This is a genomic window from Vibrio sp. S457-15, assembly GCF_000960545.1.
Classification (GTDB): Bacteria; Pseudomonadota; Gammaproteobacteria; order Enterobacterales; family Vibrionaceae; genus Vibrio; species Vibrio parahaemolyticus.
Genome location: NZ_JYOQ01000114.1, coordinates 285,949 through 307,094 on the forward strand (window position 1 = coordinate 285,949; position 21,146 = coordinate 307,094).

General features: G+C 46.0%; 16 protein-coding genes. 9 read left to right on the forward strand and 7 right to left on the reverse strand.

The genetic code is table 11. The features are described from left to right. The first annotated feature begins 61 nt into the window (after nt 1-61). Both UF05_RS10270 and UF05_RS10275 read left to right on the forward strand, forming a co-directional pair. Nucleotides 62-1,036, forward strand: coding sequence for a DUF1852 domain-containing protein (locus UF05_RS10270; protein WP_045545750.1), 975 nt, complete (start codon nt 62-64; stop codon nt 1,034-1,036). A gap of 30 nt (nt 1,037-1,066) precedes the next feature. Next, nucleotides 1,067-2,095 (forward strand): methionine synthase, encoded by a 1,029-nt coding sequence (locus tag UF05_RS10275; protein ID WP_023623851.1) that lies wholly within the window; start codon nt 1,067-1,069, stop codon nt 2,093-2,095. A gap of 89 nt (nt 2,096-2,184) precedes the next feature. On the opposite strand, the gene UF05_RS10280 is transcribed toward UF05_RS10275, so the two are convergent. Together UF05_RS10280 and UF05_RS10285 are read right to left on the reverse strand one after the other, a co-directional pair. After that, nucleotides 2,185-3,204 (reverse strand): DUF2955 domain-containing protein, encoded by a 1,020-nt coding sequence (locus tag UF05_RS10280; RefSeq protein WP_045545751.1) that lies wholly within the window; start codon nt 3,202-3,204, stop codon nt 2,185-2,187. 9 nt (nt 3,205-3,213) lie between these two features. Beyond that, nucleotides 3,214-4,278: an HlyD family secretion protein gene (locus UF05_RS10285; protein ID WP_005457950.1), complete on the reverse strand. Its 1,065-nt coding sequence runs from the start codon at nt 4,276-4,278 to the stop codon at nt 3,214-3,216. A 99-nt stretch (nt 4,279-4,377) separates the two neighbouring features. Here UF05_RS10285 and UF05_RS10290 point away from each other — a divergent pair, with 99 nt between their 5' ends. Together UF05_RS10290 and UF05_RS10295 are read left to right on the forward strand one after the other, a co-directional pair. After that, nucleotides 4,378-5,238: a LysR family transcriptional regulator gene (locus UF05_RS10290; protein WP_005494676.1), complete on the forward strand. Its 861-nt coding sequence runs from the start codon at nt 4,378-4,380 to the stop codon at nt 5,236-5,238. Nucleotides 5,239-5,388: 150 nt separating this feature from the next. Further along, nucleotides 5,389-5,931, forward strand: coding sequence for a hydrolase (locus tag UF05_RS10295; RefSeq protein WP_005457944.1), 543 nt, complete (start codon nt 5,389-5,391; stop codon nt 5,929-5,931). A gap of 39 nt (nt 5,932-5,970) precedes the next feature. On the opposite strand, the gene UF05_RS10300 is transcribed toward UF05_RS10295, so the two are convergent. Beyond that, nucleotides 5,971-6,867, reverse strand: coding sequence for a 1-aminocyclopropane-1-carboxylate deaminase/D-cysteine desulfhydrase (locus UF05_RS10300; protein ID WP_045545788.1), 897 nt, complete (start codon nt 6,865-6,867; stop codon nt 5,971-5,973). 280 nt (nt 6,868-7,147) lie between these two features. On the opposite strand from UF05_RS10300, the gene UF05_RS10305 reads away from it, so the two are divergent. Continuing rightward, nucleotides 7,148-8,386, forward strand: coding sequence for a leucine-rich repeat-containing protein kinase family protein (locus tag UF05_RS10305; RefSeq protein ID WP_045545752.1), 1,239 nt, complete (start codon nt 7,148-7,150; stop codon nt 8,384-8,386). Between the two features lie 80 nt (nt 8,387-8,466). Here the strand turns inward: UF05_RS10305 and UF05_RS10310 are convergent, their stop codons facing one another. Both UF05_RS10310 and UF05_RS10315 read right to left on the reverse strand, forming a co-directional pair. Beyond that, nucleotides 8,467-9,771, reverse strand: a complete 1,305-nt coding sequence (locus UF05_RS10310; protein WP_045545753.1) for a sensor histidine kinase — start codon at nt 9,769-9,771, stop codon at nt 8,467-8,469. Next, nucleotides 9,768-10,445, reverse strand: coding sequence for a response regulator transcription factor (locus tag UF05_RS10315; protein ID WP_005457963.1), 678 nt, complete (start codon nt 10,443-10,445; stop codon nt 9,768-9,770). The genes UF05_RS10310 and UF05_RS10315 overlap by 4 nt, the downstream gene beginning before the upstream one ends. 560 nt (nt 10,446-11,005) lie before the next feature. Between UF05_RS10315 and UF05_RS10320 the strand changes: the two genes are divergently transcribed. Continuing rightward, entirely contained in the window at nt 11,006-13,102 is a 2,097-nt protein-coding gene (locus UF05_RS10320) for a methyl-accepting chemotaxis protein (protein WP_045545754.1), read from the forward strand. A 130-nt stretch (nt 13,103-13,232) separates the two neighbouring features. On the opposite strand, the gene UF05_RS10325 is transcribed toward UF05_RS10320, so the two are convergent. Further along, nucleotides 13,233-15,566, reverse strand: coding sequence for a YgiQ family radical SAM protein (locus tag UF05_RS10325; RefSeq protein ID WP_005494690.1), 2,334 nt, complete (start codon nt 15,564-15,566; stop codon nt 13,233-13,235). Nucleotides 15,567-15,997: 431 nt separating this feature from the next. On the opposite strand from UF05_RS10325, the gene UF05_RS10330 reads away from it, so the two are divergent. The 3 genes from UF05_RS10330 (at nt 15,998) to UF05_RS10340 (ending at nt 19,880) form a co-directional block, all read left to right on the forward strand. Beyond that, nucleotides 15,998-18,454: an EAL domain-containing protein gene (locus UF05_RS10330; RefSeq protein ID WP_021453774.1), complete on the forward strand. Its 2,457-nt coding sequence runs from the start codon at nt 15,998-16,000 to the stop codon at nt 18,452-18,454. Between the two features lie 164 nt (nt 18,455-18,618). Further along, nucleotides 18,619-19,305 (forward strand): hypothetical protein, encoded by a 687-nt coding sequence (locus UF05_RS10335; protein ID WP_021453098.1) that lies wholly within the window; start codon nt 18,619-18,621, stop codon nt 19,303-19,305. 374 nt (nt 19,306-19,679) lie between these two features. Beyond that, nucleotides 19,680-19,880, forward strand: coding sequence for a DUF4250 domain-containing protein (locus UF05_RS10340; protein ID WP_005457961.1), 201 nt, complete (start codon nt 19,680-19,682; stop codon nt 19,878-19,880). Between the two features lie 20 nt (nt 19,881-19,900). Here UF05_RS10340 and metR read toward each other — a convergent pair whose 3' ends face one another. Continuing rightward, nucleotides 19,901-20,812: an HTH-type transcriptional regulator MetR gene (gene metR / locus UF05_RS10345; protein ID WP_005481610.1), complete on the reverse strand. Its 912-nt coding sequence runs from the start codon at nt 20,810-20,812 to the stop codon at nt 19,901-19,903. Nucleotides 20,813-21,146: the final 334 nt, after the last annotated feature.

Sequence of the window (21,146 nt, forward strand, 5' to 3'; positions counted from 1 at the left end):
TCCCCATGCACAGAGTTAGGAAAAGTCTGCTTTATCTAAGGAAATAGGATACCAACTCACGATGAATAACGATTTCACATTTGCTATCAAAAGCATTCGTTTTGATGAGAATTACCAACCATCAGACAATACGCGAATCACTACCAACTTTGCTAATCTGGCTCGTGGAAACTACCGCCGAGAGAATCTGCGCAACGCACTCCGAATGATCGACAATCGTTTTAATGCGTTGGCACATTGGGATAATGCGCAAGGTGACCGCTACTCAGTTGAGCTTGAAATCATCTCTGTTGATATGGATATCCAAGGCAGTGGCGAAGCCTTCCCTTCGATTGAAGTGCTCAAAACTAACATTGTTGACCACAACACTAACGAGCGCATCGAAGGTATTGTGGGTAACAACTTCTCTTCATACGTTCGTGATTACGACTTTAGCGTTTTGCTGTTGGACCACAACAAAAACCAGCCCCGTTTCAGCATCCCAGCTAACTTCGGTGATTTGCATGGCAAACTGTTCAAAGCTTTCGTTAATTCTGAGTCTTACAAACAGCATTTCAAAAAGCTGCCGGTGATTTGTCTGAGCGTATCGGACAACAAGGTATACCGACGCACCGAAAACCAACATCCTGTTTTGGGCTTTGAATATCAGCCGAACGAATCTTCGTTGACGGAGCAGTACTTCAAAAAGATGGGCTTACAGGTGCGCTACTTTATGCCACCAAACAGTGTCGCACCATTGGCATTCTACTTCTTCGGTGACTTGCTGAACGACTATTCAAACCTAGAGCTTATCAGCACGATAAGCACGATGGAGACATTCCAGAAGATTTACCGACCTGAGATTTACAATGCCAACGCGGTTGCCGGTAATTGCTACCAGCCAAACCTAAAAAACCTAGACCACTCGCTAACTCAAATCGTTTACGACCGAGAAGAGCGCAGCCAACTGGCGATTGAACAAGGGAAATTTGCCGAGGAGCATTTCATCAAACCTTATCAATCTATGCTTGAACAATGGTCTGCAAACTACGCGTAATCGACAACGAGAACCTAGAAAGGAATGACGATGAAAACACTATTACCGACTTCAACGGCTGGCAGCTTACCGAAACCTTCTTGGCTGGCCGAACCAGAAAAACTTTGGTCACCGTGGAAACTGCAAGGTGAAGAACTGATTGATGGCAAACGCGATGCGCTACGTGTCGCTTTGCAAGAACAAGAACTGGCAGGCGTTGATATCGTCAGTGATGGCGAGCAAACTCGCCAACATTTTGTGACGACCTTTATTGAGCATTTAAGCGGCGTAGATTTTGAAAACCGCAAAACGGTGACCATTCGCAACCGTTATGAAGCAAGTGTTCCGACTGTGGTTGGCCCAGTAAGCCGCACAAAGCCCGTGTTTGTCGAAGATGCCAAGTTCTTGCGTCAGCAAACTAAGCAACCTATCAAGTGGGCGCTGCCAGGCCCTATGACGATGATCGACACGCTTTATGATGATCATTACGGTAGCCGTGAAAAGCTGGCTTGGGAATTTGCAAAGATCCTCAATCAAGAAGCGAAAGAGCTTGAAGCTGCAGGTGTCGACATCATTCAGTTTGATGAGCCTGCGTTCAATGTGTTCTTCGATGATGTGAACGAGTGGGGCATTGCATGTTTAGAGCGTGCGATTGAAGGGCTGAAATGTGAAACGGCGGTGCATATCTGCTATGGCTACGGCATCAAAGCGAACACGGATTGGAAGCAAACGCTAGGCACTGAATGGCGACAATACGAAGAAGTATTCCCTAAATTGCAGCAGTCGAATATCGATATTATCTCGCTCGAATGTCATAACTCACGAGTGCCTATTGAGTTACTTGAGTTGATTCGCGGTAAGAAAGTGATGGTTGGTGCGATTGATGTTGCAACCAACGAAATTGAAACGGCAGAAGAAGTGGCGAACACACTGCGAGAGGCATTGAAATACGTTGATGCCGACAAGCTTTACCCATGTACCAACTGTGGTATGGCGCCTTTGTCTCGTGAAGTATCAACCGCTAAGCTCAATGCGCTAAGTGCGGGAGCGGAGATTGTTCGTAGAGAGCTGTCCGCTTAAGTTATTCAAAATATTTTCCCTTCAGATAAACAAAAAAACCAAGAGCTCGGTTCTTGGTTTTTTCTTAAAACAGACGTCGTAACTTCGCGCTAGTTCATTTCTAGCTGTCGAACTTCAGGATGCTTTAGCAACATCACACGAATCCAGTGATGCACTACCCACATCACCATCGCGGTGAGCAGAACCGCAACGAAAATCGAGCTGAAACGGTACAAGATCGAAAAGAACGCGTCTTTTTGTTCTGGCACCAATGAGGTCGTCAGCGGAACCGATAGGGCAGACATGGCAGAAAACGCGATAGCCGCTTTAATTTGCCCTTTGGTGAGCCACGAGCAGAATGGCCCCATAGCAATGGTAAAGGCGAGCCAAAAGAGTAGCCCATGCCCATACCAACTGCCCAATATCAGCTGAACAGCCATCCCTGCGATGCAGCCTAGTGCGGTGCCGATGATGCGAATTTTTGCCATGGCGAGCGAGCCCGCTAAAGTCATTGGGGTTAGGATGATCAAAATGGAAGCTTGTGCGGATAGCGAGTCATATAAGTCTGCTACTTGGAATACGATAAACGCAGCCATCGCCACTACCCAACCCATAGCAACTTGGCTGATGTAGTCAATATCGCTTTTTACTGGGGTCGACATCTCAATGTGCTCGGCGGGGGATTTTGGCTCCGGGAACAACCAATACGCGAATGCGCAAACAAAAATATTGCTGAACGCCATCACCCACATGTTGACGTTGAACTCTTCAATATCCATGAAGTTATAGCTGGCAAAATTCAACACAATTGAACCCACCAACAGCCCCATGTAACCAAACAAATAGGTTTTCTGGTTCATCATTGCAATGCACTTGAACAGCATCATGATTCCGACGGCAATGGTCATTAATGTTGGATGAAACTGCAAGTATTCCAGCAAAAATGTGGCTTGTATGGTTGTCCACACCGCAGAGAAAAACACGATCAATAAAGCCGCTAGGTTAAAGTGGTCCATTCTGCCCAAAATAAACAGCGGCATCATGATGGCAAAAAATCCGTAAGACCAACCGAAGACCATGCTTAGCGCGAGCCCTAAAGAGCAGCCGAACCAAATTCGTAAGGTTTTCATTGTCGCCGCCTAGTAAATGAAGTGGAACCAGCTTGCGAGGTGAATCTGTGCTTGCGCCATCAACTGCCAGAAAATGCTGTTGTCTGGGTACAAAACAATGGTAGCGCGAGAGCCGACAAACAGTGCTGGTGGTAACTCTTCGCTGCTGGTTAGGTTCACTCGTGTACGCTGCGCATCACGTACCCAGCGGTTGTTCACTTCCACTTTGGTTAGTGCGCCATTAGGCGTTTGTTGTGCGGCTGCTACACCGTAATCGCGGCTAGCTAAATCAAAGTCGTACACCGAACCTGGGTTGGCATCAAATGTGACCAAGGCGTGGAAAGTCTTGTCTACGTTCGCGACGGACTTTTCACGAAAATCAGCGGCTACCCAGAGTGATCCTGTTGGTACAAATGTCAGCAATGGCATGTTGGTGTTTGCCATCGTGCCAACTTCTAGTTGCAGGTTGGTCACGACACCATCACTGGGAGCGAGTACTGCGGTATTTGCCAAATCAAGTTGCGCCTTTTCGATGCCGTTTTTGGCAATTCGAACGGCGGTGCTTTGACCTTTTTGATCGCCTAATTGCGCTTCAATGACTTTTAAGTTTTGTCTTTCCGCTTTAAGCGCTGCACGTGATACCTGATTTTGGGCAAAGGCATTATCGAGTGTCGATTGAGAGATGACTTTCTGCTTCGATAGTGTCAGTAAGCGGGTGTACTCGCGGTGCGCATTATCAAATGTCGCTTGGGCGCGGGCAATATTGGCAAGAGCGGCTTCGCGTTGAGAATACAGCGTTGCTTCTTTTTCATAAGCGGATTGCAGAGACAGCTCCGCCTGTTCAAGCGCTATCTTGTATTTACGATCATCAATCGTAAACAACACATCGCCTTTTTGAACGGACTGGTTATTCTCGATGAGAACGTCGGTCACTTTACCAGATACCTCGGGCGCGACTTGGACAACGTATCCTTGCACTCGTCCTTCGGTCGTTAAGGGGGCGTGGCGGTCAGCAATGATAATGTACAAAAATAGTACGATGAACAGGACAATCAAAGTTCGCATCCAGTGTTTGAATTTTTGGTCAGCCGTCATTACAAGTTCCGTTAAACATATTGGATAGCGGATTATAGAGAAGTCACTCACAATTCAGTAGAATGATAATACGAACATAAATGACCTAAAAGTAGGACAATGAACGTTAGTTTTGATGATATTTATCTATTCACTCAGACGGTGGTTCACGGCGGTATAAGTGCAGCGGCAGAGGCGAATCAACTACAACGCTCAAAAGTGAGTCGTCGCCTGCAAGAATTAGAGAAATCACTCGGGGTACAGCTTTTGATCCGCACAACACGCAGCATTGAGTTGACGGAGCACGGGAAACGCTTGTTTGAGTTGGTGGGGCAGCCTATTGACCATATTCAGCAAGGTTTAAATGCCATGCATGAATATCAACAAGAGCTGACGGGCAAGGTGCGTTTAGCCATTCCTTCCGCATTGATGAGCTCTGCCGCGTTTAACGCGATCATCACCGAGTACACAACGCGGTATCCGGATATTTCGGTCGAGATTGAAAACCATCAAGAGAGTGTCGATCTCAAGCGTCAATCGTTTGATTTGCAGCTTCTTCCTAGCGTGGTCAAAGTCACCGATGACAGCTATGTGCAGTTCAGTCTTTTGCCTTATCGTAGTCACTTTGTTGCGTCAAAAGCCTATCTAGAATCGCATCCGCCAGTAAAAACGGTGGAAGATCTTAAGCAGCATCGCCTTTTAACTAATCGTTACAATGCCGATTTGCTCGATTCAGATCTGCATGTGGCGTTGCGCTCGGACGACCTCAACTTGCTGCGCTCGATGGCGATAGCAGGAAACGGCATCGCGTTTATTCCTCAAATTCATTCCAAGCCTGCACTGAGAGACGGTTTGTTGGTCGAGGTGCTGCCTCAATTTGCGCATCCGAAGCAGCATCTTACTCTGATTTATCCCTCTGCCTTATTTCTGCCTAATAAAGTCAAAGCCTTGATTGAACTAATTCGAGAGAAATTTAAATAGTCAGTTCAAACCACCCTTAACTAAGGGCAAATGTGTGAGCGAAGATCGTCTTTCTAGGTTTTATTGCTCTAACATGAAAGGGTTCTGATACATTAACTGTTGTTCAACTTGTTGAGTATGATTTGTGGTCGCACAAGATAGGAGATGGAAATGTTATCGAAAGGAAACACGGGCCTGATTGTGGTGGATGTTCAGGGCAAACTCGCTACATTAATGCATGAAAGCGACGCACTGATTGAAAATATCACGAAACTGGTAAAGGGTGCCAAAGCACTAGATTTGCCTATTCTGTGGCTAGAACAGAATCCAGAAAGGTTGGGCCCAACCGCGGAGCCGATTCGTGAAGTGCTTGAAAGCACGCATTTACCTATTACCAAGTACACGTTTGATGGTTGCAAAGAGGCGACGTTTAAGGTCGCGGTGGAGAACGCGAAAGTTGATACCTGGTTGGTTTGCGGTATTGAATCCCACATTTGCGTCTATCAAACCGCGGTTTCTCTGCGCCAGTCCGGTTATCGCGTTGAATTAGTCACGGATTGTGTATCTTCCCGAACTGCTGCCAATAAAGCGCTCGCTCTAGCGAAGCTAACCGCTAACGGTGTGGTGCTCACTGGGCTAGAAATGTGTTTGTATGAAATGGTCGAAGATTGCCGAGCACCTGAATTCAAAGAAATTCTGGCGCTCATCAAATAGTGTAATCATTGTAATCAGCAACAACTTTATTTGAACACGCTATTCAAATTCTCGTTGATATCTTGGCAACATCGACTCGTTGCCAAGTAACCCGCCTTGGTGAATGTAAATCACCGTTTTATCAGTGTTCTCTTCCAACCAAGGGGTGAGGCATTGCCACATATACGGGTCGTATAACAGGTCAAATTCGAGGTCGGTTTGCTCAAAGAGTGCTTTCCATGTGATGTAATCTTCTTCGTACAAGCGGCCAAAATGGTGTTTGTTGCGCACGGTTAAAATGGTTGGGTGGCTGTTTTCACCAAGCTGGTTGAACTGCTCAGTTAAGTAATCTGCATTGCCTACGCAAGGGCAAGTTAGCACTTCTATGCCGTGTGGGCTTAAATGTTTATGAAGATATAAAGCCGTCGTGCCGGTGCCTGATGGCAGGGCGACGGTAAAATGCTCTTTACCTCTCAATCGCGTCCAATCAAGAATTTCTCGTGCTAACTGTTTGATGCCAGCTTCAGCGAGGTGGGAACGTCCACCCTCTGGAATCAGCAATGTCGACTCATCTAATCTTCGTACCTGGTGGATGTATTCACTAGGGTGGAGTTCGCTACCGATGTCTTGCATGGCGGTGATTTTCATACCCAAATCGAGAGCGCCGCGATAGTTTCCGATGGGGGAGCTTTTTAGCCAAGATGGAATGTGATGAACATAAAACTCAAATGCCCAACCTTTAATCTGGGCGAGAGCCGCTAGCGAGTACATGGCATTAGATTGAGCGGAGCCAAAGCTTATTAACGTGGTGATGTCGGGATTTTGCTCTTCCATTAACGTCATAAACTTACGTGCTTTGTTCCCAGAGAAGTGGGAGTGGAGCATGTCGTCACGTTTAAGGAAAAATTTGCGCCCATTAAAGCTATGTTGGGTGATAGGACTTTCTAAGAGTTTCATGTCGATGCTGACGGAATAAACCGTGTCACCTTTGCCATTTAAAAAGGGCGCGTAGTGTAACGCCATTAAACCCAGATAAAAAGTCTGTGTTTCAGTACAACCATTTCGGTTATTCCTGATGTTTTGACTCGCACTCACTGCTGCTGTAATACCATTTCAATGGTTTCACTTCTATCCTTTGGTTGTTTTGATTCCATGGTATTCCATCCCATGAGTCGCCTTTCTACCTCAAGCCACGTACACTACGTCGCTTATTTCCATTCAATCAGAAGGCTTGGTTTTGCAGACTCTAGAACAATTAAAAACAGGACAATTAGTAGGACTTAAACAACTGAAGTTGGCGGAAGGGCTAACTGAGTTCCCTATGGAAATTTTAGAGCTTGCAGACTCGCTTGAAGTGTTAGATTTATCCGGCAACGTACTGTCAGATTTGCCACAAGAACTGGAACAGCTGACCAAACTAAAAATCATTTTTGCTTCCAATAATCAGTTCACCCATTTACCAGAGGTATTGGGCAAGCTGCCAAACCTTGAGATGGTTGGATTTAAAACCAACAAGATCAAAGTGGTGAGTGAAGCCTCACTACCAAGTCAGTTGCGTTGGCTGATCCTGACTGACAACGAGATTGAAACGCTACCAAACAGTCTGGGTGAAAGGCCGCGCTTAAGAAAGCTTGCACTGGCGGGGAATCGCATCAAACGACTGCCAAGTAGCATGGAAAACTTAGTTAATTTGGAATTGATTCGTCTCTCTGCGAATCAGCTAGAGCACTTTCCGGATGTGTTGATGAAGCTACCTAAATTGGCATGGTTTGCTTTTGCAGGTAATCCATTCTGCAAACACCCATCTTCGCTAGACAGTGTGCCGAAAGTGACCACAAACAGTTACTCGCTTAACCATGTTCTCGGCCAAGGGGCAAGTGGCGTGATTTCTCATGCTAACTGGATTGATGCACAATACAACTTCCCGAGTGAAGTTGCGGTAAAAGTGTTCAAGGGCGAGGTCACCAGTGATGGCTACCCTCATGATGAACTTGAAGCGTGTTTGCAAGCTGGACATCACAACAACTTAGTGAAATCCATCGCGCAAGTGGATGACGGTAAAGAGCTTGCGTTGGTGATGGAGCTGATTCCAAACAGTTACTACAACTTGGGTTTACCGCCAACGTTGGAAACCTGCACCCGAGATACGTTCCCACAAGGGTTTACGCTGACAGTCGAGCAAGTGAACTCTATTGTTGAGCAGATGGTGAACGTATTTAATCACCTACACGACAACAAGGTGTGTCATGGTGATTTGTATGCGCACAATACGTTGGTGAACGAGCAAGGGAAGATGATCTTCGGTGACTTTGGCGCGGCGAGCATTTACGGCTATTTATCGGACGAGCAGCAAGCTGCAATCAGAGCCATTGAATCCAGAGCGTTGAAGTACTTTATCGAAGATGTGTTTTCTGTGTGTGAAGCGTCGGAATCGGCATCGCAAGCATTCGAACGACTAGTTGCGCTTGCGGCATAAGATTTCATTCAATCGAATCAGAAAGAGGTATCGAACTACCCGTTTTGATACTGAGCAAATGAGATACCTCTTGATTGAATCTAGTGCTGAGGAAGTTGCTCTGAGCAAGCCTCATGATGCTCTGACGAAAGGTCAATCACTGCCTCACATCCACCCTCAGAATGTGTATCAATAGTGAATTGCCAGCCATAGCGTCGGCATAAGTCGTCCACAATCATGAGCCCCAAACCATGACCTTCGGCATCTGGCACGGAAGAGAAGCCTTCGCCTTCATCTCTCACCGACAGTGTGGTATCGGTCATGGTGATATGAATCGTTCCCGCTGACGTGGCTGCAATGCCGTTGCGAATTAAGTTACTCAACGTAATGTTAAGCACTGCAGTGGTCGCTTTGGTTTGCGGATGACCCAATATCTGTACATTAAATTCCAACGACTTTTCATCGGCTTGCGCTTGGCTAAGAGCAATGATGTTGTGAAGCTCTTGTTCTGAGATGGTTCGAACGGGGCTGTCGTCGGTGTTGCGTTCATATCGAACCAAACCCAACAAAGCATCAACCATGGTCGACATCTGCTGAGTAGCATCTTGAATACGGCCAATCTGACGTTCTTGAAACGGCGTGCTTGGGCTTCTGGCTAGCAGGCTGCTCGAGCCTTTCATTACCGTTAGTGGCGTTCTCAGCTCATGACTGGCATATCGCGCAAAAGCTTGCTCACGTTTGATCACCTGATTGATTTGGCTACGATATTCATTGAGCTGAGAGGCTAACGTTTGGAACTCTTTAGCCGAACCTTCAGGCACGATGAATTTTTGGGATGTATCGCCTTGGTGTTGGTCTAGCTGCACCTTGAGTGCGCTGACTGGCTCAATCAAACGTTGCGATAGGCGCAGTAAAAGGCTGCCAAAAATTAGGATAAGCGCCGTTACCACCGCTAGTACCATTACGATGACATAAACAAACTCGGTTGAGGTGATTTCGATTTCATCAATGAGTGAAATCAGAATGATAGGGTGCTCTTCGCCATTTTGGTTAAAAGTGCTCATGTAAATCATTCTGGTGTTCGGCTCTTGACCGACTTCACCGAGAAAGTACTGCTTGTCTTGCAAAAAAGACTGGTAGACAGGTGGGATTAGATTGATGTCGTTGTACGCCGTTGTCAGCAGATCGAGCTTGATCATTCCGTCGCCAGGATGACGCCTAAAGTGCTCAATCGCTTCTTTCTTGTCGATCATAATACGTCGTTCACCGACGCGATCTTCCGACCACAACAACGCGCCACTAACAAGTGCGAAGCACAGCAGACCAATCACAATCGACACCAATAGGAAGAAGAGTTCGAGGCGTCCAGTTAAGCTTTGTGTGTTGTTAAATAAGCGGCGAATCATGCACCCGGCTCCAAGCGGAAGCCGACTTTAGGGATGGTTTTCAATAAATGTTCTTCAAAGGGTTTATCGAGTTGACCGCGCAGTTGATAAATGTGGCTGCGCAAAACATCATTGTTTGGCTCATTTTCTTGCCATAGGCGGAATGCGATTTCTTCACGCGTCACAACTTCGGGGGCATTTTTGACCAGCATTTCTAGAATCGTGTACGTGGTTGGATTCAACGCCAACAGCTTATCTTGACGGTAGGCTTGATGCGTTTTTTGATCGATAGACACTTCGCCATACTGGAGTTTGGTTGATGCAACCGTACCGCGGTAGCGTTTAATCAATGCAGTCATGCGTGCTTCAAGAATATCGAGATCAAACGGTTTGGTGAGGTAGTCGTCGGCGCCGTGTTGGAAGCCTTTGAGCATGTCGTCTCGGCTATCAAGTGCAGTCAGCATCAACACCGGAGTGTTATTACCCGCATCGCGCAGCTTGTTGCACAGTGTTAGGCCATCCATGCGCGGCAGCATGAGGTCGAGCAAAATGATGTCAAACGCATTATCCATCGCCAGTTTTAAGCCTAGCTCACCGTTGTCGGCGTAATCCAGCTGCATGCCAGCACATTCAAAATAATCGAACAACATTCCCGCTATTTCACGATTATCTTCTACCAAAAGTACACGTTTCATTTATTCTTATCCAATCTCGATAAATTCGAATGTTGATCTTAACGAACATTATTCACTATAGGTGTGAAAAAGTTGTCGACAATGATTTTCTCACCTTTGTGTCGGTTTTCAATGTCTAACTTAAATACAGTTGTACCTGTTTATTTATATCTATCAATACTGATTGAAATATAAATGGTATAGATTGGTTGGTTCTGTTAACTCCATATAAAACATGAAGATACTGAATTATTTATGTGACACTGAGCACATTATTAATAATTGCCAATCTTCACAAGTGCACTTGATAGGAAAGGTTCTTACTTTTTATAAAACCATTTTATAGATATGGTTATTGCGTTTAAATACAAACGCTTAGATTCTCTTTTTTGAGATAATTCAATCAAATCAATGGTTTCATGCATAAGCGAAACGCTGCATTATTTTATTTTTATTAATAAAGCTACATTTTCTGTTCTTAAGCTGTTCATAAACGAAAGTCTCCCATTAACTTTACTTGTTTAAAATCCATGATCCTTTCAATGCTTAATGCCAGATAAAAATCAATTTGTGAGGCTATCATGTTTAACAGTATACGCACTCGAATTGCTGTCAGTGCGGGTGGGGCAATGGCCTTCACTCTATTGATTGCAATGGGTATGACAACCAATGCGTTCACGCAAGTGAATGAACAAATCACTACAAAAGTAAAATCTCAACTGAACGAAGCCACCACGACCGACCTGAGCAATACGGCGATTCAGCAAGGGCTGAATATTTCCAACCAGTTAGAGCCAGTGTTGGCGAACCTAAAGCAAGCGCGTTCAATTATCGAATTAAGCGCAGAGACGGCCGCGACGCCAGACATTATTGTTAAACAGTTTATTGCGTCGCTAGAAGCTCAGAACAAATCTGTGTTTGCTGGTTACATGGTGTGGGAAAAGCCATCGTGGGTTGAGCCAACGATTCAAGACAAAAGCCTTGGCTTTAATAGCGAAGGCTACTTAGCGCCATTCTTTTCGCCAAATTCGCACAACAGTTTTGATGTTGTGGCGATGGATAGCTTTAGTAATACTGAATTAAACAACAACGGTGAGCGTAAAGACGATTGGCACTTGATGCCTTTCGAAACGGGCAAAACGTTCGTGATGGAACCGTACATGTATCCGGTTCGCGGCAAACAAGAACTGATCACGACCATTAGCCAACCAATCAAGTTACGTGGCGAGATCATCGGCTCTCTTGGTTTTGATTTGTCATTGAACGAGTTACAAAGCCAAAGTGAAGATTACGCGAGCGACTTGTTTGATGGACAAGGCCGTATTCTGATTTCTTCGTGGAAAGGCATCACACTGGCGAACAGCAGCCAAGCGGATCAAGTGGGCAAGAAAGTTTCTCATGAGTTGGCGTCTCAATGGGCTCGTATTCAATCCATTGCGAAACAAAAAGGCGCAGGCCTTGTGACGTTTGGCGGGGATGAGTATGCGATTACTGCAATTGACACCAGCGATGCACCTTGGATCGTTATGGTGTCGGTTCCCAGTAGCTTCCTTAAAAAGAACGTGGATGACTACGAGCGATGGAGTGAAGAACAAAGTGCAGAAGCTCTTGAAAAGGGAGTGTGGGCAGGGATTATTGCGGCTCTGATTGGTATTGTTGCGATGACGATGATCGCGACCTCGTTGGGCAAAGTGTTAACTAACTTAGTGGAGCGTTTTAAAGACGCAGCACAAGGCGAGGGCGACCTAACTTACCGCATTGAGGTGAAAGGTAAGGACGAAACCGCCCAACTGGCGCACTGGTTTAATACCTTCCTCGCTCGCATTCAGGAAATGCTTTTAACCGTAATGGCGACGGCAGACCAAGTTGATAAAAACGCAAGTGAAGGCCAAGCTCGTGCGGCGGCTTCGAGAGATCAACTGAACGTTCAAGTAAACGAAGTCAACTCGCTAGCAACGGCGATTAATGAGATGAGCGCAACCGCACAAGAAGTGGCAAATTCTGCGGTACAAGCAGCAGCGGCGGCAAGCCAAGTTCAAAGCAATAGTGCGAATGGCATGTCGCGTATGGACAATGCTGCAAGCGCGGTGGATAACCTCGCTTCGCAAGTGAATGATGCACAGCACCAGACGCAGAATTTGGTGGCTTCAAGCACGGCTATTCAGGGTATTCTGAGTGAGATTGGTGGCATTGCCGATCAAACCAACTTGTTGGCTCTAAACGCTGCGATTGAAGCTGCGCGTGCTGGTGAAGCGGGTCGTGGTTTTGCTGTGGTAGCCGATGAAGTCCGCAACCTTGCAACGCGCACACAAGGCTCGACAGAAGAAATTCGTGCAATGTTGGCTCGTTTGGAGCAAGAAACGCAATCAATCGTCGTGTTGATGGAGCAAAGCCAGAAGCAAGCGGTGGATACCAAAGAAGAAACACAAGCAGCGCAGTTGGCGTTGGCCGAAATCAACCAAGCTATTGAAGTGATTAATGATATGAATAATCAGATCGCTTCAGCGGCAGAAGAGCAAAGTTCGGTGTCGGAAGAGATCAACCGTAATGTGGTTGTGATTAATGATACGGCGATGGAAGTGATGGATACCATGTCATCTTCTGTAGCGATCAGTAACGAGCTGACAGTAAAAGCTAGTGATCTTCACGGTGAGTTGAGTAAGTTCAAGTTGTCTTAATCAAGCGAGTGAGTTCAAGCCAGCTCACTCGGTTCATTTCCGGCAAAACGATTGGCGAGAAATATCGAACAAAACAAAAGGGCTCCAGAGTTACCTCTGGAGCCCTTTTTAGTATTCAAGTTCTAATGAACTAACGACGTTTTGGCTTACGTTGACCGGCTGGTTTACCTTGGCCTTGTGGACGACCTTGGCCTTGCGGCTTGCTACCTGCTGGGCGGTTTGCACCGTTGCCGCTAGGGCGCTGGCCGTTGCTAGCAGGGCGTTGACCACCTTGTACTTTACCAGAACCGTTACGGTTGCCAGATGGTTTACCATCTTTTGAACCGCCTTCAGAGCGTTTGTTCAAGTGGCCACCGAAACCCGGTTGGTTTTTGGTGTGCTTGGTTGCAAAGCGGTTTGCACCGTGACGGCCAGACTTACGACGTTGCGCTGGAGTTTGAGCATCAATATCTTCTGCAGGAACCAAACACGTTGGTTTGTCACCAATCAAATGCTTCTTGCCCATGTTGATCAGTGCTTCACGAATTAATGGCCAGTTAGCAGGATCGTGGTAACGCAGTAGTGCTTTATGCAAACGACGTTGACGTTCTCCTTTCGCGACTGGAATGTCTTCGCGCTGTTTGTACTTCACGCGTTTCAGAGGGTTAGTCTCTGAGTAGTACATTGACGTTGCGTTACACATCGGTGATGGGTAGAAGTTTTGTACTTGGTCACACTCGAAGTTGTTTTTCTTCAGCCACAGAGCAAGGTTCAGCATGTCTTCGTCTTCTGTGCCTGGGTGCGCAGAGATAAAGTAAGGGATTAAGTACTGCTTTTTGCCTGCTTCAGCACTGTACTTCTCGAACATTTCTTTAAAGCGATCGTACGTGCCCATGCCCGGTTTCATCATCAGATCAAGAGGGCCTTTCTCTGTATGTTCCGGTGCAATCTTCAAGTAACCACCTACGTGGTGAGTTACGAGCTCTTTTACGTATTCTGGTGATTCAATCGCAAGGTCGTAACGTACGCCAGATGCGACCATCACTTTCTTCACGCCTTCAACTTTACGCGCTTCGCGGTATAGATCGATGGTGTGTTTGTGGTCTGTATTTAGCTTGTTACAGATGCCCGGGAATACACAAGAAGGACGACGACAGTTCGCTTCTGCTTTTGGATCTTTACAACCTAGGCGGTACATGTTTGCAGTCGGGCCACCAAGATCGGAAATTGTGCCGGTAAAGCCCGGAACTTTGTCGCGAATTTCTTCAATCTCATTGATGATCGATTCTTTCGAGCGGTTTTGAATGATTCGACCTTCATGCTCGGTAATTGAACAGAAAGAACAGCCACCAAAACAACCACGCATGATGTTCACAGACGTTTTGATCATGTCATACGCTGGAATTTTTGCTTTGCCGTACATAGGATGAGGAACACGCGCGTAAGGCAAACCAAACACAAAGTCCATCTCTTCGGTCGTCAATGGGATTGGGGCTTGGTTTACCCAAAGTTCACGATCACCATGGCTTTGAAGTAACGCTCGACCTGAGTACGGGTTCGTTTCTAAATGCAATACACGACTTGCGTGGGCATAAAGAATGCGATCGTTTCTTAGTTTTTCAAACGAAGGTAAGCGAACCGCAGTTGTCGCAGCATCGTGGCGTGATGGGCGAATCGTGATTGGTTGTGCAACTGGCTCATCTTTTTTAGTTTCACACTGAGTTTCTACTTCGTATGGGTTCTTTGGTACGAACGCTTCTTTACGAGGTTTTTCAATGCGAGAAGAATCGATAACCGTGTAGCCTTCTGGCGCGGCTGGCAAGTTCACGGCGGTACCACGAATATTGGTCATGGTGCTGATGTCTTCGCCATTTGCGATGCGATGCGCTACTTCTACAAGTGCGCGTTCTGCGTTACCGAAAAGTAGGATGTCTGCTTTTGCATCAAATAGTACCGAACGGCGAACTTTATCTGACCAGTAATCGTAGTGTGCAACACGGCGTAGGCTGGCTTCGATACCACCTAAAACAATAGGTACTTCTTTGTAAGCTTCACGACAACGCTGAGAGTAAACCAAAGTCGCGCGGTCTGGGCGTTTGCCACCTTCGTTATTTGGTGTGTACGCGTCATCGTGACGAAGTTTTTTATCCGCAGTGTAACGGTTGATCATGGAGTCCATGTTACCCGCAGTGATCCCGAAGAACAGATTTGGCTTACCAAGCTGCATGAACGCATCTTTGTTTTGCCATTCTGGTTGAGCAATGATACCGACACGGAAACCCTGCGCTTCTAGCAGACGGCCAATGATAGCCATACCAAAGCTCGGGTGATCTACGTAAGCGTCACCGGTTACGATGATAATGTCACAGCTATCCCATCCTAGGGCATCCATTTCTTTGCGACTGGTCGGCAAGAAAGGTGCCGTACCAAAACACTCTGCCCAGTATTTTTTGTACTCATGAATAGGAGTGATGTTATTGGTCATATTTTGCTCTCTGTTCCAGGGAGCGCGAATTATAGCGATTTGATGATCAGGTATCTATAACAAACTCATCTATTCAAGCCCAGTTCAGCGAGTTTTATTTGGTTTGCAGAAATATCATTGTTATATCGACGATTTTTTATCTGATATCCCCTTTGAAGCCTTATGGTTATTAGCCTGCTTAGATTTGTTTGTCGCAATTTTAATACATTTGATAAGCAATGGAATGCTTATTTGAAACTCGCCTATAATCAAATTAGTGCATAGTTAAAAGTGCATGTGCCGAGCATGCTCGAAGCAACATTCAAAACGCAAGGCTTAACTTGTTAACTTTCGAGTCATAACAGAGAACCTAAAGGTTCCTCAAACATCGACTGTGACATTGGGTTTTGAATGGAGAGCAAAAAGGCCGACCAAAATAAGGGGGCTAGGAAATGAGCGAATCACTAACGATTGCACAAGGACAAGTGCAACACGCAGCCAATCATACTCAGGTCGTGGAATGGTCTTATGACATCTATACTCGTGAGTTTGAATGCGACCAACCAAGCATGGCCAATGCTTTTGGCTTTAAACGTCCGATTAACAGTTTAGATGAGCTGCTTCAATATATGTTGATGGGGCAGCAAGAGGCTTGTCGTCAACGCATTGCGGACGTCGAATTTATGGGTGGGCAAGGGCATTTTTCTTGCTGCTTAATGCCTAATGACGCCAAGCTCATTCATGTCACCATGAGTTTTGAAAAGCTCAACGAGCGGATTGTTCAAGGCACAATCATTCCTCAGCTGACCATCACTGGGTGTGAAGAGCTGGCGAAGATTCTTGAAACCATCTTCGATTTGCCAAACGTCGGCGTACTCGTTGCCGATGAAGACACGCGTATTCTTGGTTGCAATCGTGCCTTTGAGCTTCAGATGGGGTATCAAAATCGCGATCTCGTTGGGTTAAAAACCTACATCTTCAGCACTTCTCACCATAGCCAAGCGTTTTACGATCAGCTTTGGAAACACATTGATGAAGAAGGGTATTGGAGCGGCAATCTTCTTAGCCGCACAGCCAATGGCAGCAACCAAGCGCATCATTTGTGTATCTATCGCCTCACATTCAATTCAGGGCGTGTGCTTTTTCTCGGTTTTTCAACGGATATCTCGGCTTCCCTTTTGTGGATGAAAAATCGTTGTGAGCAAGTGCAAGACTGGTCGGCATTTTTGCCAACCAGAGATGAATTCGAACTTCAATTGGATAACCTCGCAAACGAAAGTGGTCACAAAGACCTCAATATCGTGATGACGCTAAGACCGAACTTTGCCCAGAAATGCATGTTAGAACAACAGCTAGGTTTTGCGGACTTTATCATGCGTAGTCGCTACACCAGCATTGCGGGGCAGTTATCGCGAGACGTCTTTGTGGTCTGTTTACAAACGCCACATTGTCAGTGGTTGAGCCCCTTGCGCTTGATTCAAATAGCCATGAAAGGCTTCTTTTCTGAGCTGAGAAGTGAAATGGGGAACAAAATGCACGCTACGATTGTGGAAGGGCAAACCGGGGTTTCTGTTCTTGGGTATGACACCAACAATCCCAAACAGGCACTTGCTCATGCGGCGCAAGCGATGGTGTCTTCGAAAGCTGGAGAAAACGGCTACTTCAACTTTTACAACAGTGAACTTCACGCCGAGTTGGTGAAACGTCAGCATTTGGAAACGTTCCTGAAAACCCAAATTGAAAGTGAGCTGGTGGATGTGTATTTTCAGCCAATTATTGAAACGCGAACCGGCAATGTGGTGAAGTTCGAGGCATTAGCGCGCTTCTATCACGAAAACAGCGAGTACAGCACGCAAGAGATGATTTCCATCATTGAAGACCTGGAGTTGATCGCTGCGCTGGATGACGTTGTTTGCCAAACCGCGCTGAAGCAGTGGCCACATTTGCAAAAAATCTATGGCGAAAATATCGGACTTTCCATTAATCGCTCGTTGAATACCAAGCTTGATTCATTGCAAGTTCTCCAGCGATCGCTCGATTTGATTAAAGCCAGCGATGTAAACCCAAAACTGGTGACTATTGAGTTAACAGAAACCGCGTATTTCGAGCAAGATGAAGAACACGCGTTTGCGTTAGAACAGATTCGCCAAGAGGGTATTCAAATTGCGATTGACGACTTTGGTACGGGCTACTCTTCGTTTTCTTATTTGGAAGAAGGGCAATTTGATGTACTAAAAATCGACCGCAAGTTCGTCAAGAATATTCATGAGGGCAGTACAAGTTATAACATCGTCAAAACCATTACCGATTTGGCACACAAGCTGAACGTCGAGGTGGTTGCCGAAGGTGTCGAGTCACAACGCGAGCTCGAAGTGTTGGCTGGTATTGGTGTTGATTACATGCAGGGCTTTCTCTTTTCTCAGGCGTTGCCAGTCGTACTACTCGATACGGCTCAAGCTCATGACACACTTTTTAATGGTGTGATGGTTAAACCGACTCAAGATGCGATGCTGCAGTCGTTATGTCATCACGATGTGCGCCGACTCGACCCAGGTGAACCGCTGTCTTTGGCGGTGGAATACATGAATCTGAGCCCAAGTGCACCTTTGGTGGTTATCAATGAAAACCGCTGCGTTGGGTTGATCACCAAAGAGCAAGTCAACTTGCACATGACGCCAGCGATGGGGACAGATTTAGAAACCGAGCGCGAGCATCGACTTTGGAAACGGCCAGTCAATCAGGTGATGAGCACCGCATTTGAGCAAGTTGACGCCTGTTTGCCTGTAGCAGCCATTCGAGATTTGATCAAAGCTGGTATAGGCTTCCCTTGGATCTTGTGCGACGCCAAAGAAGAATATCGTGGGCTACTCACTCAAGATGATGCCTTGCAGTATCTGGCTTCATGCTAATGGCTAGGTCAAGTATTGCTGCACAGGCTTTATATTGAACGCATGAGCATTAAGCCTGTTTGATGCTATTTGGATTGCAAGTTAGACGGAGAGTTTAGGTGGTTTGGCGATAGGTGATTTGCTATTATCGCCACCCCAAAACGACTTTTGAGCTTGCATTCAACATGATTCAACAATTGCTGGTTACTTTCCCTCCAATGTTATTTGGCGCACAAGCGCTGCTGACTTTGCTTTTGATCAAGGGCGATATTTGTCCGGGTCAGCGAGGTCGTCTCCACAAAATGTTGCCTGCGATAGGGGTACTTTGGCTTGCGGTGGCATCACTTCGTATTGAAGCGTTTATGGTGGTGTTCGCGATTTTCTATTTCTACTCTCAAGTTCAAACCAAGAAAACGCGTGAAAAGGGCCCGTTGTGGGCGCTGCATTTGGCGAATGGTTTGGCGTTTGCTTACGTGAGCATTCAAGTGTTTGAACAGCCGAATTGGCCCGCTTCAGCAGCGATGGCAGTGATGATCTTCTTCTTAGGTGCGTCGTTCTCTCAATTGCTGCTTACGATTGCCCGTAGCCGACTACAGGCGTTCCACCGTATTTTACCTGTAACGGGTATTGTTTCTGGCATGCTATTGGTGCTTGCGATTTTATTTTCATCGTACCAATTGGATGAAGCTACGCTTGCGAGCGCAACGCAGCCGATTTTGATCTCTTTAGCGCTGCTTATCTCTACCATTGTGGTTTGGTGTTGGCATATCTTCACACACAAGGCGCCAGAAAAAGTGCAACTGAGCATTGCTTTGCTGCTTGCTCTTGCTTCCATGACAAGCCTACAAGGTTTGTTTGCTCTGGCTGTTTAACAAGTCTGACAGTGAGTTCACGATCTCGAGTGAGCTCACTTTAAATTCTCCAGATCCTGTCTACGCTGTATGTATATACCCAAGTAACCTCGAGATGCTTGGTTCAGCGAGAATGACTTGGTTTGAAGGCGAGGCAACAATTTGAAGATCTAGTGGTTCTAAATCAAAAATTGTTAACAAAGCATGCGAACCAAGACAACTCGCCCTTTGGGAGCGTGTCACTAAAGCAATTTCATCGTCAAAAAACTTGGAAATAGCTGGCTATTCCGCAGCGTTGTTTTCCTTGAACTTGAATTAGTGACAACGCTCTGAACTCTACATCTTGAAGTCACTTGGGTATATACCTTGATACGTTGTCGAAGAGGAGTGTCGCGATGGATTTAAGCAATGTAGGCAATCTGGATAGCATCATTTTGTTGGGGATCGTCAACGAAAAACTACGCTTAGAGTGCGACAGTTTTGACGAGTTGGCTTCGGTCTACGAAATGGATGTTGAGTCGGTGGTGGGCAAACTTGATATGCTTGGTTATCAGTACGACCCACTCACCAATCAATTCAAAGCGTACGAACGCTAGTCTTAATCGATTCCTTGTTGTTAAGCCATCTTGATGCCGTCAAGATGGCTTTTGCATTGTTGTCTCGCCGTCGCAAAGAAGGCTTGCAGATAACGCTTATCTTTTTCAGAGTTACGCGTTGCTGCGAACAGACGACGCCACAAACCTTTGCCAAATGGTTTACTGGTGATTAACCCCTGACGAGAAAACTCGGATATCGCCCAGTTTGGCAGCGCCGCAACGCCCAACCCTGCCGAAACCATTTGCACCAGCATTAAGGTATTGTCCGCTTGCTTCCATCTGGCAGGCTCGACGCCGGCCGGCTGCAAGAAGTGCTTAACAACGTCCAATCTTTGTTTTTGAACCGGATAAGAGAGCATAGTTTGATCGGCAAGATCTTGTGGTTCGATAATTTCTTTGTCAGCTAATGGATGATTGGTTGCAGTAATCAGGCGCATTTCGAAGTCAAACAACGGTTCATAATGTACCTCAGAACGGGGTTGAATATCCGACGTGATAACGAGATCTAACTCGCCAGCCAACAATGCGGGTAGGGGCTCAAACCCGAAGCCGGACGAAAAATCCAACGTGACGCTTGGCCACGCCAATTGATATTCCCTTAGAGCAGGCATGAGCCATTGGAAGCATGAGTGACATTCGATCGCCATGTGTAATCGACCGTTGACGTCCTCTTTCAAACTTGCCAGTTCGTTTTCTGCTCTTGCCAGCTTTGGCAAAATATCTTCCGCGAGGCGCAAGAGAATTTCACCTTCAGAGGTAAATTTCACTGGGCGAGTTTTGCGTAAAAATAACTGACCGCCAATACGAGATTCGAGATCTTTGATTTGGTGAGAAAGAGCGGATTGCGTTAAGTGCAAGGCAGTAGCCGTAGCAGTTAACGAGCCAGTGTCTCGAAGCGAAGTTAATGTTCGCAAATGTTTTAGCTCTATCATGAATCCCTTTCATCCTTTGTGGTTCGCCGTGAACGAATTCCTATCCCAGTCAATAACGGCTCAATATGGTTTCTTAATGCTCTGTCTTGTTGAAATACTCAATAGCTACTTTGAATTTTTGATTTAAGAATAAACACTTATCAAACAAATCCACTTAACTCGCAAGCAATTTTTTATTGCTGTTAAAACGTATTGATTGACTGCGACAGACATAACTAACTTAACGACAAAAAACGGATATGTAAACGTCTAGACGTCTATTGTTGTAATTTATTTGCGAATGAAATCGACCCATGATGAATTTTTTTAATAAACAAGTTGAATAAATGGACGT

Excerpts from the sequence above, each read along its gene's own strand:
- metR (WP_005481610.1), bottom strand. The coding sequence starts at position 20,812 with ATGATAGAGCTAAAACATTTGCGAACATTAACTTCGCTTCGAGACACT.
- UF05_RS10335 (WP_021453098.1), top strand. The coding sequence starts at position 18,619 with ATGATTCAACAATTGCTGGTTACTTTCCCTCCAATGTTATTTGGCGCA.
- UF05_RS10270 (WP_045545750.1), top strand. The coding sequence starts at position 62 with ATGAATAACGATTTCACATTTGCTATCAAAAGCATTCGTTTTGATGAG.
- UF05_RS10325 (WP_005494690.1), bottom strand. The coding sequence starts at position 15,566 with ATGACCAATAACATCACTCCTATTCATGAGTACAAAAAATACTGGGCA.
- UF05_RS10315 (WP_005457963.1), bottom strand. The coding sequence starts at position 10,445 with ATGAAACGTGTACTTTTGGTAGAAGATAATCGTGAAATAGCGGGAATG.
- UF05_RS10285 (WP_005457950.1), bottom strand. The coding sequence starts at position 4,278 with ATGACGGCTGACCAAAAATTCAAACACTGGATGCGAACTTTGATTGTC.
- UF05_RS10280 (WP_045545751.1), bottom strand. The coding sequence starts at position 3,204 with ATGAAAACCTTACGAATTTGGTTCGGCTGCTCTTTAGGGCTCGCGCTA.
- UF05_RS10330 (WP_021453774.1), top strand. The coding sequence starts at position 15,998 with ATGAGCGAATCACTAACGATTGCACAAGGACAAGTGCAACACGCAGCC.
- UF05_RS10310 (WP_045545753.1), bottom strand. The coding sequence starts at position 9,771 with ATGATTCGCCGCTTATTTAACAACACACAAAGCTTAACTGGACGCCTC.
- UF05_RS10290 (WP_005494676.1), top strand. The coding sequence starts at position 4,378 with ATGAACGTTAGTTTTGATGATATTTATCTATTCACTCAGACGGTGGTT.
- UF05_RS10275 (WP_023623851.1), top strand. The coding sequence starts at position 1,067 with ATGAAAACACTATTACCGACTTCAACGGCTGGCAGCTTACCGAAACCT.
- UF05_RS10295 (WP_005457944.1), top strand. The coding sequence starts at position 5,389 with ATGTTATCGAAAGGAAACACGGGCCTGATTGTGGTGGATGTTCAGGGC.
- UF05_RS10300 (WP_045545788.1), bottom strand. The coding sequence starts at position 6,867 with ATGAAACTCTTAGAAAGTCCTATCACCCAACATAGCTTTAATGGGCGC.
- UF05_RS10320 (WP_045545754.1), top strand. The coding sequence starts at position 11,006 with ATGTTTAACAGTATACGCACTCGAATTGCTGTCAGTGCGGGTGGGGCA.
- UF05_RS10340 (WP_005457961.1), top strand. The coding sequence starts at position 19,680 with ATGGATTTAAGCAATGTAGGCAATCTGGATAGCATCATTTTGTTGGGG.